Source organism: Gardnerella sp. Marseille-Q9185 (assembly GCF_046508745.1).
In the GTDB taxonomy this organism is placed as follows: Bacteria; Actinomycetota; Actinomycetes; order Actinomycetales; family Bifidobacteriaceae; genus Bifidobacterium; species Bifidobacterium greenwoodii.
On sequence record NZ_JBKFWK010000001.1, the window covers coordinates 658,672 to 673,511 of the forward strand.

General features: G+C 47.7%; 12 protein-coding genes and 1 tRNA gene. All 13 read right to left on the minus strand.

Annotated elements, in window-relative coordinates; genetic code table 11:
* Positions 1-29: 29 nt before the first annotated feature.
* The 13 genes from ACLD5M_RS02465 to ACLD5M_RS02525 all read right to left on the minus strand — a co-directional run bounded on the left by ACLD5M_RS02465 (position 30) and on the right by ACLD5M_RS02525 (position 14,710).
* Positions 30-920 carry an Abi family protein gene (locus tag ACLD5M_RS02465; RefSeq protein WP_410314522.1) on the minus strand — a complete coding sequence of 297 codons (891 nt, stop codon included), beginning with the start codon at positions 918-920 and terminating at the stop codon, positions 30-32.
* A gap of 629 nt (positions 921-1,549) precedes the next feature.
* Positions 1,550-2,713, minus strand: coding sequence for a hypothetical protein (locus tag ACLD5M_RS02470; RefSeq protein WP_410314523.1), 1,164 nt, complete (start codon positions 2,711-2,713; stop codon positions 1,550-1,552).
* A 664-nt stretch (positions 2,714-3,377) separates the two neighbouring features.
* Entirely contained in the window at positions 3,378-4,073 is a 696-nt protein-coding gene (gene rplA, locus ACLD5M_RS02475) for a 50S ribosomal protein L1 (RefSeq protein ID WP_410314524.1), read from the minus strand.
* A 14-nt stretch (positions 4,074-4,087) separates the two neighbouring features.
* Positions 4,088-4,519, minus strand: a complete 432-nt coding sequence (gene rplK / locus ACLD5M_RS02480; protein WP_004118588.1) for a 50S ribosomal protein L11 — start codon at positions 4,517-4,519, stop codon at positions 4,088-4,090.
* A 368-nt stretch (positions 4,520-4,887) separates the two neighbouring features.
* Positions 4,888-5,709, minus strand: coding sequence for a transcription termination/antitermination protein NusG (gene nusG / locus ACLD5M_RS02485; protein WP_410314525.1), 822 nt, complete (start codon positions 5,707-5,709; stop codon positions 4,888-4,890).
* Positions 5,710-5,735: 26 nt separating this feature from the next.
* On the minus strand, positions 5,736-5,963 hold the full coding sequence (gene secE / locus ACLD5M_RS02490; RefSeq protein WP_004135588.1) for a preprotein translocase subunit SecE: 228 nt from the start codon (positions 5,961-5,963) through the stop codon (positions 5,736-5,738).
* A gap of 38 nt (positions 5,964-6,001) precedes the next feature.
* Positions 6,002-6,077, minus strand: a tRNA-Trp gene (locus ACLD5M_RS02495).
* Between the two features lie 132 nt (positions 6,078-6,209).
* Positions 6,210-7,454 carry a pyridoxal phosphate-dependent aminotransferase gene (locus ACLD5M_RS02500; protein WP_410314526.1) on the minus strand — a complete coding sequence of 415 codons (1,245 nt, stop codon included), beginning with the start codon at positions 7,452-7,454 and terminating at the stop codon, positions 6,210-6,212.
* Positions 7,455-7,633: 179 nt separating this feature from the next.
* Positions 7,634-8,779 (minus strand): glutamate 5-kinase, encoded by a 1,146-nt coding sequence (proB, locus tag ACLD5M_RS02505; protein WP_004135592.1) that lies wholly within the window; start codon positions 8,777-8,779, stop codon positions 7,634-7,636.
* A 20-nt stretch (positions 8,780-8,799) separates the two neighbouring features.
* On the minus strand, positions 8,800-10,482 hold the full coding sequence (gene obgE, locus ACLD5M_RS02510; protein WP_410314527.1) for a GTPase ObgE: 1,683 nt from the start codon (positions 10,480-10,482) through the stop codon (positions 8,800-8,802).
* Positions 10,483-10,583: 101 nt separating this feature from the next.
* A complete protein-coding gene (gene rpmA / locus ACLD5M_RS02515; protein WP_004133764.1) occupies positions 10,584-10,835 on the minus strand; it encodes a 50S ribosomal protein L27 in 252 nt (83 codons plus the stop codon).
* Between the two features lie 33 nt (positions 10,836-10,868).
* Positions 10,869-11,177, minus strand: coding sequence for a 50S ribosomal protein L21 (gene rplU, locus ACLD5M_RS02520; protein WP_004129104.1), 309 nt, complete (start codon positions 11,175-11,177; stop codon positions 10,869-10,871).
* 191 nt (positions 11,178-11,368) lie between these two features.
* Entirely contained in the window at positions 11,369-14,710 is a 3,342-nt protein-coding gene (locus tag ACLD5M_RS02525) for an Rne/Rng family ribonuclease (protein ID WP_410314528.1), read from the minus strand.
* Positions 14,711-14,840 lie beyond the last annotated feature (130 nt).

The following is a 14,840-nucleotide window of genomic DNA, read 5'->3' on the forward strand; positions in this document are numbered from 1 at the left end:
TTCGTTTTCAAATCGTATTCAATAAATTACTATGATGGCTGTACATTATGTACAATCTCTTTACAAAAAATATACATCTGCTGCAATGACGTAGACGACTTGTACAAATCCTTATTCCTAACCATCCTACCGTCAAACAATTCCTTGATTTCCTGTAAACAATGATTCTTTAAATCCTCACTCTTTATAACATCATCCACCGCAATAAGCAGCGAAATAAAATCTTGCACGCATTTATTTTTCAACCTGTCTTGAATAGTTCTCTTTTTCACACCTGCCAACAACTTAACAACTCGAGAAACTAAATAATTATTGTAAAACCCAGCTTTATTTGTTAAATCATGAATAACACAATTGCTATGAGCTGCAGCATTCCGTATATTTCTTATATTGTCCAGCAATGTACAATTAAATCCATCATATTCATACTTTGCACAGTAATACTTATAAAAATTAACAAATTCTCCAAATGGAATCACTTCTAGAAAAACATATATAGGATAATTAGGGTGATTATACTTACCTAATAGGGTTTTCACATACGCAGTAGATCGTCTATTATCAAGCTCTGCTATAATACGAAGATATTTTGCAATATATTCACTTACTATATTGAATTCATCAATATTTTTTTCTTGTATATCTTTTAATATATTGACTTTTAAAGAATGTTCCACGCTAAGACTTGCACTAATAATCCAACGTCGTAAATACATATCAATAGTAGATAAATCTTTTAGAGCCATAAAATCAAGACCCACATATTTACCATTATGCTTATGAAAATTTGCCTTATAGGCAGTAACTTTAACATAATAATTATGCTCATTCAAAAATGAAACAGCATCCTCAACTGTACATTCTTGAAAAGCAACACCCTTATTTTTTAGTTTATCTATAAGTTGCTCTGTCTTTAACATAAAACACCCCCATCCACAACTAAAATAGCCCAACACAAATTTAACAAAACTATTTATTTTTTATTTAATGATTCAAGTATAAAAAAGAACATGAGAAGCAGGAAGAGTAAATAGGCTTGTTGGAGGATTGTTAATTAGATAGGTAGATAGATGTGTAGATTAGTGAGCAGATGAGTAAGCAAGCAAGTAAACCGCTAGACAAGTTGGTCACTAAAAGCGCAGGCGACATAAACTACTCACAGTTTAGTCGTTTTGGTCGCATCGCAACAGCAAGCAGTACTCACACCACAGCAAGCAGACACATAAAAAGAAAGGGCCTGGAGCCTGATGCCCCTAGTAGCACCAAACCCAAGCCCTTTAACAAAACCGACTCGTTTCCCTAACAAACAAGCCAGCCAAACACTCAACAGTCACGCCATCGAAAACCGGCGCACAACACTACCGTGAAGAAAGAGATTTGGCAAAACAGTAGAATCATGCAAAAGCCCGAAAGCAAACCCGCCGCAAAACACTAAACAGCATTTGCAGCACGTTGAGTGAAAGATTTAACAAGTGAGCGCACCATACTCACATACGGCACGCTCACAAACAAATCATTAAACGATCAGCACACTTAGTGTGCTAACAGCTTAGTGACGAATCTTGCGGAGAGCAACACCCATGCCAGCAAGCACGGAAGCAGCAACAGCAGCCAAAGCTACAACAGCACCGGTCTTAGCCAATGGAGCAGCCTTCTTAGCATCAGCCTTCTTGTCAGCCTTCTTGTCGGCCTTAGCACCCTTGAGAGCCTTCAAGACATCCTTGGCGCCAGTATCGCAGCTCAAATCACGAGCGTGATCATTAGCGGAATCCAAGATAGCTTCAGCGCGAGTGCGGTTGTGATGAGCAACCTCAAGCAAGCCCTTAGCCTGAGCAATCTTACCCTTGATTACCTTAGCTGCATCCCAATCCTCAGCAGCCTTAGCATCATTGTAATCCTCGTTAAGCTCTGCAAGGATATCCTTCACAGCAGCCTCAACGTGGCCGTAGTGCTTTACAGCCTTCTGGAGCTGACGACGAAGCTTAGCCAAGTAAGCGCAGTTGTCACCACCGAAGTTCTTAATGATGTTAGCCCAACCGGACTGCTTCAAACCGAACTCGAGCTTGTCGAGAAGAGCATCGTAAGCAGCAATGTTGGTGATACCCTTCTTGATAAGTTCAGCGGTCAAACCCTTGTAGTTGGTGTAAAGAGTGCTGGTACCGAATGGGGAAACCATGGTAGCGCCAGATGGCTCATCGCCACCCTTCAAAAGATTAATAAGATCAAGCTTCTTATCATCCTTTGGAGTGGTTGGGGTGGTTGGAGTGGTTGGAGTGGTGTTAGATGGCTTACCAGCATTAATCACATCATTATCAGAATCAACCTTATTCTGAGCATTAGTGACAGCCTTCTTAGCTTTCTCAACAGCAGTCTTCTTAGCCTTGGTTGCTCCCTTAGTCTGATCGTAAGCAGTCTGAGCAGCATCCTTACCAGCCTCATCGGCGTTATCAAGAGCAGTCTTCTTAGCAGCCTCTTCAGCCTCAGCAGTCTTCAATTCCTTCTGCTTCTCCTCGAGATCCTTCTTAGCATCATCGAGAGTCTTCTGATCCTTCTTGAGATCTTCCTTAGCCTTAGCAACCTTAGCAGCATTAACATCCTGCACGAGCAATGGGCTAAAATCAGGATCTTGAGCCATTGCTGGAGCAGCAAAAGCCAAGCCGGAAACGAGGGTGGCGCCAGCAGCGAGTGCGGCGATAGCCTTCTTGTTAAACATAATATTTTCCTTTCTTCTTCTCCACCACGCTTAAAACGCAGTGAAAAACATAAACCCACAAAATCAATCTCTTGTGGATAACTTTCAGATAGAGTATCTAGCTGAAAGCTGTTATTAACATACCCCCCCCCCGTTCGAAAAAGTCAAGAGCAAAAATATGCATCCAACACAGAAACCATCAACAAAATTACAAAAATATTCAAGTAAAAGCGCATAAAACCACAAAAAATACGCTAAACAGCACTGTTTAATCGTAAAAAATACTATTTCACGATTTTCAAAGATTTTTCTCAGAAAACTCTCAGGAAACTCGCGGCAGCTCCCCCGCACCGCCCGCAAACCCTTGAAAAACCGCCGCTTTCCCCGCGACACGCGCGAAGACCACACGCGCCGCAACCTCTCTCGTCACCTATTCGTTACTAACGCAGATTGTCTACTGCAATAACAACGCTAAATCGCAATTATTCGTTACTAGCGCAGATTGTCTACTGCAATAACAACACAAAACACCATTTATTTGTTACTAATGCAGAAACGCAGCGACATAAGTAACAAAAAAAAACGCTGAAAACGTAACTCAAAAAGAGCACATTTTCAGCGTTTAAGCCTTAGCGCTTAATTATATTGTGCGCAAAATTACGCAGGCAATAAATTCAGCAATAAATCAGGCAGCGATGCTTGCAATATCCACTGGAATACCAGGAGCCATCGTGGAAGTCACAGTTACCTTAGTAATGTAACGACCCTTAATGGTGCTTGGCTTCAAACGGCGGATTTCGTCTGCAACAGCCTTGAAGTTTTCTTCAAGAGCCTTGGCATCGAAGGAGAGCTTGCCGAAGAGGAAGGACAGGTTGCCCTGGCGATCCACGCGGAACTCAATCTTGCCGCCCTTAATGTCGGCAACAGCCTTGGCAACATCCATGGTCACGGTGCCAGTCTTTGGATTTGGCATCAAGCTACGAGGACCGAGAACACGACCCAAGCGGCCAACCTTACCCATCATGTCTGGGGTTGCAACGACTGCATCGAAGTCAAGGAAGCCACCGGCAACCTTTTCGATAAGCTCGTCATCACCAACAATGTCTGCGCCAGCTTCCTGAGCCTCAGTAGCCTTTGGACCACGAGCGAACACCAAAACCTTAGCGGTTTTACCGGTGCCGTTTGGCAAGTTCACAACGCCACGGACCAACTGATCAGCCTTGCGAGGATCCACATTAAGGCGCATAACAGCCTCAACGGACTCGTCGAAAGCGTGCTTTGGCATGCTCTGCAACAAAGCAATAGCTTCAGCTGGGGTGTACAGGTTATTGCGGTCGATCTTCTCAGCCGCTTCACGATACTTCTTAGAACGCTTAGCCATTTCTACACTCCCTTTCAGTCGGTAACGGTAATACCCATCGAGCGAGCGGTGCCCGCGATGATCTTCATACCGGCCTCGACGTCACGTGCGGAGAGGTCAGGCATCTTAATTTCGGCGATTTCGCGCACCTGAGCCTTGGTCACAGAACCAACCTTGTGAGTCAATGGATTCTCGGTGCCCTTCTGAATGCCAGCAGCCTTAAGCAACAAAGCAGCGGCTGGTGGGGTCTTCAAAATGAAGGTGAAGGAACGATCTTCGTAAACGGTGATCTCTACTGGGACGATCTGACCCATCTTGTCCTTCGTTTGGTCGTTATAGGCCTTGCAGAAGTCCATGATGTTCACGCCGTGGGAGCCTAATGCTGGACCCAGTGGTGGGGCTGGATTTGCTTTACCAGCCTGAATCTCGAGCTTAATAAGCGCGGAGACTTTCTTTTTCGGAGCCATAATATGGTTCTTCTTTCTTGTACAAGCGGTTCAAACGGTTGCTACAAACGTTGATATAAAGCCGTTTTGCAGCATCCTCCCGCATCTTGTATTGCTGTGCTGTGCTAGCGGATTACTCCTCCAGTCACAAGCCTTCCTATTATGCCACATCTTCGCGACACGCTGCATTACGACAGCTGCAATTCTTAACAATTTAGCAGCAACATATTTTCACATACATGCTTAATATGAGGCTACCTATAAATATTCACAAAATATGCCATGGCTCAGTAAATAAACAAAACCGGAGCGCAAATTAACGCGCCCCGGTTTGTGAAAGCTATAAAAACTTAAGATTTCGGCTTAAGACTTCTGCTCAGGATTTCAGCTCAAACAATCGGCTCAACCTGGTTGAAACCAAGCTCCACAGGAGTTTCACGACCAAAGATGGAAACCAACACTGTAAGCTTCTGAGTTGTAGGCTCCACGTCCGAAACCACAGCAGCCATAGTAGAGAATGGACCGTCTGTAACAGTAACCTGATCGCCAACCTTGTAAGCAACTTCAACCTTGCGCTTACGTGCAGCTGCAGGCTTATCTCCAGCATTCTTCAAAGCTTCGGAAGCAATCATAGGAGCCATCATTGCCACAACTTCCTTGCGGCTCAATGGAGCTGGCTCTCTAGAAGGTCCAACGAAACCAGTCACGCCCTCAGTTTCGCGCACAATGCGACGAGCGTTTTCATCCGGCCACATGCGAATCAGCACATAACCTGGCACACGCACGCGGGTAATAACTTTCTTACCCTTTTCCGTATGCTTCTCAACTTCTTCCATTGGAACTTCAATCTGGAAAATCTTATCTTCCAAACCAAAGTTCTGCACACGAGATTCAACGTTAGTTTTTACGCGCTTCTCATAGCCAGAGTAAGTGTGAAGCACATACCACTTGCCTTCCAAAGTGCGCAGCTTCTTAGAAAACTCAGCTACAGCAATTGCGCCGGCATCAGTTGGATCGTCTTCAGTTGATTCGGAATCAGTTGCGCCAGCTTCAGCTTCAGTGTTATCTGCATCAAGAGATGCAACAGCGGCTTCAGCGGCAGCGGCATCATCAGCATCGTCAACTGGAGCTGCATCTACGGCTTCAACATCTTCTACAGCATCTGCAACTTCTACAGCTTCTGCTTCTTCGGGATTGAACTCATCAGTCATATTTTATACACCTTCAAAATTTCAACTCAGCCGAACAACCACATTACGAACTTGCCTAAGCCAAGATCCATGCAGGTTACGAAAGCCATTAAGAATACAACGAATATGAACACAGCTATAGACCAAGCGAACAACTCTTTGCCATGAGGAGCAACAACCTTGCGCGTTTCATCGATAGTTTGCTTGACGAACATGCCAATGCGCATGAACAAGTTCGGCTTTACTGCTTTATTAGTGCTGCGTGCCTGTGCCATGCCTTATTCCTTCGTGTAGAATTTGTGAACTAAAAAACTGGCAGGGACGGCGGGACTCGAACCCACAACCTACGGTTTTGGAGACCGTTGCGCTACCAATTGCGCCACATCCCTATGGTGAACTTGCTTATCATACCCCAAAAGGTGCGACATAGCAAAACCGCCAGATAGCTATGTTATCTCATGGGCATGATTTCGCGATTAATAGCATTTAGCGAGTGTCGTATAAAGCTAAGCCACAACCCACTAAAGTTGAGATTCAACCCACTTTTTCATGCGACGCATACCTTCTGCAAGCTGATCGTCTGCGAGCGCGCAAGAAAATCGCAAATAACCTGGAGCGCCAAAAGCCTCTCCTGGAACAGCAGCAACATGCGCTTCATCAAGCAACATTTCCGCAAATCGCGAAGAAGTATGCGGAACTTCGCGATGCTCGCCAAGAGGACGCTCAAGAAGCGCCTCAACGTTAGCAAAAGCGTAAAAAGCGCCGTGAGGAAGCGGACAAGTAACGCCGTCAATATTATTCAGCGCTTCCACAATTGCTTTGCGACGAGCGTCAAAAGACTCGCGCATTGTGCTAACCACGTCTAAAGATCCGCCAACTGCAGCAATTGCGGCTCGTTGCGAAATATTAGAAACGTTAGAAGTCATGTGACTTTGCAGCTTTACAGCAGCTTTTGCAACATCCGCAGGCGCAACCATCCAACCAACTCGCCAGCCTGGCATTGCGTAAGTTTTAGCAACACCGTTTAAAATCAGCAGCTGATTTCTAACTTCCGGAACCTCAACACCAATGTAAGAAGTTGAAATTCCGTCGTAATGAAGATGCTCGTAAATTTCGTCGGAAAGAACCCAAATATGGTGCTTTACAGCCCACTGGCCGATTGCGCGAATAGTTTGTGCGCTCCAAATAGCGCCCGTAGGATTCGAAGGCGAATTTACAATAATTGCGCGAGTGCGTGGAGTGCGAGCGGCTTCAAGCGCATCAATATCTGGCTCAAAACCGCGTTCTGCGCCTGCCAAAACCGGCACAGGAACGCCGCCCGCAAGCTTCACGGCCTCCGGATAGCTAGTCCAATATGGGGCTGGAATAATAACTTCGTCGCCATCATTTAGAAGGATTTGGCAAGCTTCGTAAACGGCTTGCTTTCCGCCGTTTGTTACTACGACTTGATTCGGTGAGACTTCGTAGCCAGAATCGCGCTTAACTTTACGGGCGATTGCTTCTCTAAGCTCCGGCAGACCGGCAGTAGCGGTGTATCGGTAGTTTCGAGGGTCTTTGCAAGCCGCAGCTGCAGCTTCGACAATATAAGAAGGAGTAGGAAAATCCGGCTCGCCTGCGCCGAAACTTACTACGTCAACGCCGGAAGCTTTCATAGCTTTTGCTTTGCCGTCGACTGCAAGCGTTGCGCTTGGTGCTACCCGGTTTATGCGCTCGCTTAATACGCGCCAATCTTCTTGTGCGGAAGTATCTACCATATTCTCTGCCATGGTTTCTAGTGTAACCGCAAGCCGCGAAACGGTAAATTTGCCGGAAATTCCCCGCGTTTGGAGCGTCAAAGCAACACAAACGCTCCAAACGCGAGAAAAGCTGCGCACATTTGGAGCAAAAACCACGCCACAACCCTCCAAACGCGGGACAAGTTGCGCACGTTTGGAGCTGCAGTTAATTACACAAGCACAAGATTGTCGCGATGCACCACCGGATGCGCATACTGCCTGCCAAGCGACTCCTCAAGCTCGTCGCTTGTGCGCCCCATAATCTCCGGAATCTCCTCAGCATCAAAAGCCACTAAACCTTTCGCCAAGTGATTTCCCTGCTCGTCGTCAATCCACACCGGATCCGTTGCCGAAAACTCTCCGCAAACACGCACAATACCAGCCGCAAGAAGGCTCGCACGTCCGCCGCGCACAGCCTTAGCAGCACCCTCATCAACCACCAGCGTTCCGTGAGGATGTGACGCAAACCCAATCCAAAGTCGCCTAGCAGAATCGCGCGTATGAACCGGAGCAAACGCAGTTCCAACAACATCTCCAGCAAGGGCCGGCCCTGCGTTTCCAGCACAAGTAAGCACGGTTGGAATACCTGAAACTGCCGCCACATGCGCGGCCTCCAGCTTCGTCACCATACCCCCAGTGCCTACTCCCGAAACACTTGCACCAACCTTCACTTCTTCTAAAGCGCGCGTCACATCCGGCACAAAGCTCACTCGTTTTGCACCAGGCTCGCTAGGCGGCGCAGTATAAAGCGAATCCACATCTGTAAGCAGCACAAGCGCTTCTGCACGCACAATATTTGCCACAATAGCTGCGAGTCTATCGTTGTCGCCGAAGCGAATTTCGTTGCTAGAAAGCGCATCGTTTTCGTTTACGATTGGGATTACGCCAAGTTCCAGCAAACGCGTCATTGTGCGCTGCGCGTTACGGTAGCGAGATGGCGAAATAGTAACGTCTGCCGTCAGTAACATCTGCCCTACTCTGAAACCAAATTGCGAAAATGCTGCTTCATATTGTGCCATAAGCAAGCCTTGACCAACCGAAGCCGTGGCCTGCTGAGTTGGCACATCTTTTGGACGCTCCGCAAAACCAAGTAGTCCAAAGCCCGCGGCAATCGCACCAGAAGACACAAGAACAATTCGAGCACCTTGCATTTGCGCGTGACTAATTGCAGAAACAAGAGCACGCAACTTTTGCACATCCAGCCGCCCAGATGCGTCCGTAAGAGAGCTTGAGCCTACTTTTACAACAATTGTGCGCGCCTCGCGGATTGAACACCGAACCCCGTCTTCGGTAAGTTCAATTTCCGGATTACTCATAAAATTCCCCCTTGATTCCGCTAGTTTTCCTGTTCTTCACCGCGCCCAAATAAGCTATTTTCGTCATGACGATCGTCGTCCACAGAAGGATCCGCCCAATGTCCCGACTTTCGCTCAGCCATCATCGCTTCTCGAACCGCAGATTTAGCGTCCATCATGCTGTGATAATCTCGTCTACGCTCTGCATTCGTGCGTCTTGCTCCGCGAGGATCGTTCGCTTCGAGTCGCAAATCCTTGCCACGCGCACCCAAATTAGCTCCGTCCAATCCTTCCGCACCGGCTGCAATGCTTGGATCCCAGTCGAAGCAAACCATGTGCTTGCCGCTACCAATGCGAATTTCATCTCCCGGACGCGCGCCCTTCTTGCGCAACTCGTCTTCAACACCGAGCTTTGCCAAACGATCTGCCAAGTAGCCTACTGCTTCGTCGTTGTCAAAATTCGTTTGTACAACCCAGCGCTCCGGCTTGGTACCGGTTACAGTGAACCAAAAATCACCATTTCTGTCTTCTTCGCGCTTAATTTCAAAGTCCGAACTGTTTCCGCGACCATCATCGCGACGCCTGCGCAAAGTCGAAGCCGGCTGCTCAAGAGGCTGAATAACAACGCGCTCTTCTTCGCGAGCCGCTTCCTCGGCAGCGAGCTTCTCACGCATCTCTTCAACCAGTCGACCAAGCGCAAAACCAAGCTCTTTCAAGCCTTCGTGAGATGCTGTAGAAATCTCAAATACAGTCAATCCCATTTTCTCAAACTCGCCGCGCACAAAATCAGCCAATTCCTTAGCTTCAGGAACATCGACTTTGTTAAGAATAATAATTCGCGGACGTTCCGGAATTGGGATTGCGCCCAACGGAAGCTCAAGTTTGTTAGCGTATTGCGAAAGCTCATGTTCAAGAGCGTTATAGTCGCTAATTGGATCGCGATTTGGCTCTAAAGTAGCGCAATCAATTACGTGCGCAATAATTTCCGTACGCTCAATATGACGCAAAAACTCAAGACCTAAGCCTTTACCTTCAGAAGCTCCCGGGATTAAACCTGGCACGTCCGCAATTGTGTAACGATAGTTTCCGAAACTTACTACGCCAAGATTTGGCACCAAAGTAGTAAACGGATAGTCTGCAATTTTTGGTTTAGCTGCGCTAATTGATGCAACTAAGCTTGATTTTCCTGCAGATGGGAAGCCGACTAAAGCTACGTCTGCAATGGATTTGAGTTCCAAAATTACGTCGCGCTCTTCGCCCGGCTCGCCCAAAAGAGCAAAACCTGGAGCACGTCGTACTTTATTTGCCAAAGCTGCGTTGCCAAGACCGCCGGCACCGCCTTGAGCTACAACGAATTTGTCTCCAACATGACGCAAATCCGCCAAAACTTCACCCGGGCGCTTCGCGGCTCCAGCTGCGCCTTTGGCTGTGAAAACAACAGTTCCAACAGGCACAGGAAGCACCAAATCCGCGCCTTTTGAACCGTCTTTAGTGTCACCCAAGCCCATCGTGCCATTCTCTGCTGTGCGATGAGGCATAAAACGATAGTCGAGTAAGCTGTTTGCATTGCGGTCTGCTACAAAAATAACTGAACCGCCGTCGCCACCATTGCCGCCGTTTGGACCTGCCAATGGCTTGTACTTTTCGCGACGGACTCCGGCGGAACCATTGCCGCCGTCGCCACCCTTCACGTGCACTGTTACGCGATCTACAAAATCACTCATACTGCTACCTTACTCGAAGCTAAACACTTAAATTCGCGGAAACAAATCAAGAACAAAAAAGCCGCACCGAATTGGGTGCGGCTCGAAGACTAATCTGTCACTCAGGCGGTAACAACGTCAACAACCTTGCGGTCGCGACGAATGCCGAACTTCACATTGCCGTCTGTCAAAGCGTACAGCGTGTGATCCTTGCCCAAAGCAACATTCTGACCGGCGTGGAACTTAGTGCCGCGCTGACGAACAATAATGTTGCCAGCCACAACAGCTTCACCGCCGAACTTCTTCACACCAAGATATTGCGCTTGCGAGTCGCGACCGTTGCGCGAGCTAGACGCACCCTTCTTATGTGCCATCTCACTGTCCTTTCAGGTTTATAACACCGTCAATCAGGCGATGGCCGTGATCTTGACGAGAGTCAACTTCTGGCGATGACCCTTGCGACGAGCCACACCAGTCTTGTTCTTAAACTTCATAATGCTAATCTTTGGACCCTTGGCTTCGTCGTTCAAGACTTCTGCCTTCACCGTGATCTTAGCAAGATCCTTGGCGCTTAAGGTCACCTTAGCACCGTCAACAACGAGCGCGACCGGGAATTCCACGGTATCGCCCTTCTTCGCATCGAGACGGTTCACGAGAATGGCGTCGCCAACCTCGACCTTCTCTTGATGGCCACCGGCCTTCACAATCGCGTACATAATTCGTTCCTTAGCTCAATTGAAAGCTTACTTCTGTCTTGCGCACAGCAAAATGCGCGCGGCAAGACACCGACTATCAAAAATACACCCACCCATGTACTAACGTCAAGTGGTTAGTTTCATAAGGGCAATGCAGACAATAGTCAATATTGTACTCAAGGCATATACTTAATAGATTATCCTTAAGATTATTAATACTCCGTAGGCTCTCTATATTCTGTATATTCAGTATATTCTTCAGTTTTTGCAGGTTCAGTAGATTCAGTAGATTCGGTAGATTCTACGTGTTCCACAGATTCTGCAGATTCCACACGTTCAGTAGATTCCGCAGGTCCGTTAGATTCCACACGTTCAATAGATTCCACAGGCTCAGTAGCTTCCGCACTTTCTGCAGACTCCGCACTTTCCACATTCCCAGCATTTCCAGCAGATTCTATAGATTCACTAATTGCGGACGCTGCAGCAATACGCGCAAGCTTAGCACGCACTTCAGCGCTAGAACCCTGCTGCTTTTGCGGCTCTGGAGCAACCGTAGAAGTTCCATGACCATACTTGTTCGTTTTCACAAACGGATCGCCACCCTTAAGCGCGTAAGGATCGGCATATTCCGAAGAAACCGTCGGCTCATCGTGCAAAATAAATCCACGACCCTTGCACGTTGGGCATTCCTCCGAGAAAGCTTCAACCAAGCCCTGTCCAACACGCTTACGCGTCATTTGCACAAGACCAAGAGAAGTAACTTCAGCAACCTGATGCTTAGTTCTATCTCGCGCCAAGCACTCAAGCAGTCTTCGCAACACCAAATCACGGTTGGCTGGCATAACCATGTCGACGTAATCAATCATTACCATGCCGCCAATATCGCGCAAGCGCAACTGTCGCGCAATTTCTTCGGAAGCTTCCAAATTACAGCGCGTAACCGTTTCTTCCAAAGACTTACCGCGTCCAATAAAACGACCAGTATTAACGTCAATAGTAGTCATAGCTTCAGTTCGATCAATAACAATCGAGCCACCCGACTGCAAGTAAACCTGACGCTCCATGCCCTTTCGAAGCTGGCTATCAATCTGCCACTTGTCGAAAATATCTTTGCCCTCATGCTCAGCAGGATCCCAATACTCAACCTTGCTCAACAAATCAGGTGCCATCATTTCAAGATATTCGTTAATGCGCTGGTGCACGCCCTCGCCTTCAACAATAAGCTTCTGGAAGTCATCGTTGAAAATATCTCGAACAACACGAATAGCCACATCCGGCTCACCTTGAAGCAGCTTAGGACGCTTGCCGTGCAAATACTCCTCACGCTTTGCTTCAATGCGATCCCACTGCTTAACAAGCGATTCAAGATCCTTCTGAATTGCCTCTTCGCTTGCACCCTCAGCGGCAGTACGAATAATAATGCCCATATCTTTTGGAGCAATCTTAGAAACAATAGCGCGCAAACGCGAGCGCTCACGATCCGAAAGCTTGCGGCTTACGCCCGTCATTCCGCCAGAAGGAACAAGCACAAGGAAACGACCAGCAAGAGTTACTTGCGAAGTTAGTCGCGCACCCTTGTGGCCAATCGGATCCTTAGTAACCTGCACAAGCACAGGATCTCCGGACTTAAAAGCAAGCTCAATTCTGCGAGGCTGACCTTCCAAACGCGTCATATCCCAGTTGACTTCGCCAGCATAAAGCACGCCATTTCGAGCCTGACCAATATCCACAAACGCAGCTTCCATGCTTGGAAGCACGTTTTGAATGCGACCAAGATAAATATTGCCAACGGTTGCAACTTCTTGAATATCGGAAACGTAGTGCTCCACAAGAATATTGTCTTCAATAACGGAAATTTGCGTGTGACGATCGCGCTCGCGAACCACCATCAAACGATCAACATTTTCGCGACGAGCAAGGAAATCCTGCTCCATAATTAAGTTTTGACGCGCGCGCTCACGGCGATTGTCACGGCGGCGCTGACGCTTTGCTTCAAGTCTAGTAGAGCCCTCAATATCCGTGATTTCGTCAATATACTGCTGCTTGCGAGAGCGCCTAGAAGATAAATCGTCGGCACTTAAGCGAGAAGAAGCAAAAGAATCATCCGAAGAAGACAATGACGACTGCGAAGACTGCGATTGCGACGAAGCTGCGGAATCATCCGAAGACTTAGAGCGGCGACGACGACGGCGACGCGTGTAAAGCGTTTCTTCTTCGTCTTGAGCGCGAAGTTCTTCTGGATCCGGTATTAAATCGCGATCTTCCTGAGATACTTCGTCAATATTTTCGCGCGAAGAACGACGACGGCGACGACGACGCGTTATCATTCCCTCATCGTCATCTTCATCAAGAATGCTGCTTGACGAGTCGCGAAGACGACGGCGACGACGCAAGCCAGTATCTTGATTGTCATCTTGACCATAATCTTGACTGTCATCATTATTGTCTTGATTATCATCTCGATTGTCACTGCGGTCGCTGCGGTCATCGCTATTGCTGCGATTCCTTCGATTGCGAAGATTTCCTCTGTTTCTGCGGTCGTTGCGATCACTGCGGTCGTTGCGATCACTGCTATCGCTGCCATCGTTGCGATCGTCGCTATCTAAAATATCGCTAACATCAAGAGTTTCATCGATTTGAGTATCAATAGGCGCATAAACAATATCGTCGTACGCAAGATCCTCTTCAATTTGCTCGACTTCGGCAGCAGCTCGACGCTCAACCGCATTCAGACGACGCGAGCGGCGAGAACGTTGGCTTTTTTGAGAAGATTCATTGCGATTACGATTATTGCGACGGTTTTGACGCTCATTCGCACTGTTTTCAGATTCGTCTTCAAAATCCGATTGAGAATCAGAACGTGCATCCTCACGAGAATTTGCGCGCGAATCATGACGCAAATCCGCGCGAGAAGACGAACGAGAAGACGAACGAGAATCTGCGCGAGAATCATCCCTGGAATCTTCGCGCAAACGCTCGCTTTCCTCACTATTAACATGAGCAGGCAAAACAGGCTCTTGGAACAGCAAAGAAGTAATAGGGCGAGATGACGTGTGGCTTTCAGTGTGACTGTCAGCATGACTGTCGACGTTGCTGTCAACATGGCTTTCTGCGCGACTTTTAACGTTATTAGCGCGACCAGCAGCGCGATTATCTCGACTATTAGTGCGACTATTATCTCGACTATTAGCGCTGGCATTAGTGCTGGCATTGTTGCGATTATTATCGCCGCTATCAACGCCGCTATCAACGCCGCTATTAAAAATCTTCGTGCTCGACTCTTCTACCTTTAATTCCATCGCTTCGCCGGCTGCACCAGCACCACGCGTCACGCGACGGCCTCGGCGACGACGCACAACTCCAGCAGCAGAAGTAGCAGAAGCGGCAGAAGTAGCAGCTACACCTGCAGAAGAAGCGCCAACAAACGACACATCTTTAGCATCTTTAACATTTTTAGCGTCTTTAGCGTCTTTAGCCGCAACCGGATTTTTAGACACAGTTATACTATTTTCAGCTTCAGATTCATTGAAGCGTTCTCTTATTATTCTGGGCACTATGCTCCTCACGAAACGCTGCAATCGCCTCGCATCCCTGGCTTTAAGATGAACACGCACGCACGCGAGCCACCCCAAGGCTCTCTACAAAGTCTAATTGCGCGACGGCGGACGCCAGCCTCGGAAAAAC

Excerpts from the sequence above, each read along its gene's own strand:
- ACLD5M_RS02465 (WP_410314522.1), bottom strand. The coding sequence starts at position 920 with ATGTTAAAGACAGAGCAACTTATAGATAAACTAAAAAATAAGGGTGTT.
- ACLD5M_RS02470 (WP_410314523.1), bottom strand. The coding sequence starts at position 2,713 with ATGTTTAACAAGAAGGCTATCGCCGCACTCGCTGCTGGCGCCACCCTC.
- rplA (WP_410314524.1), bottom strand. The coding sequence starts at position 4,073 with ATGGCTAAGCGTTCTAAGAAGTATCGTGAAGCGGCTGAGAAGATCGAC.
- rplK (WP_004118588.1), bottom strand. The coding sequence starts at position 4,519 with ATGGCTCCGAAAAAGAAAGTCTCCGCGCTTATTAAGCTCGAGATTCAG.
- nusG (WP_410314525.1), bottom strand. The coding sequence starts at position 5,709 with ATGACTGATGAGTTCAATCCCGAAGAAGCAGAAGCTGTAGAAGTTGCA.
- secE (WP_004135588.1), bottom strand. The coding sequence starts at position 5,963 with ATGGCACAGGCACGCAGCACTAATAAAGCAGTAAAGCCGAACTTGTTC.
- ACLD5M_RS02500 (WP_410314526.1), bottom strand. The coding sequence starts at position 7,454 with ATGGCAGAGAATATGGTAGATACTTCCGCACAAGAAGATTGGCGCGTA.
- proB (WP_004135592.1), bottom strand. The coding sequence starts at position 8,779 with ATGAGTAATCCGGAAATTGAACTTACCGAAGACGGGGTTCGGTGTTCA.
- obgE (WP_410314527.1), bottom strand. The coding sequence starts at position 10,482 with ATGAGTGATTTTGTAGATCGCGTAACAGTGCACGTGAAGGGTGGCGAC.
- rpmA (WP_004133764.1), bottom strand. The coding sequence starts at position 10,835 with ATGGCACATAAGAAGGGTGCGTCTAGCTCGCGCAACGGTCGCGACTCG.
- rplU (WP_004129104.1), bottom strand. The coding sequence starts at position 11,177 with ATGTACGCGATTGTGAAGGCCGGTGGCCATCAAGAGAAGGTCGAGGTT.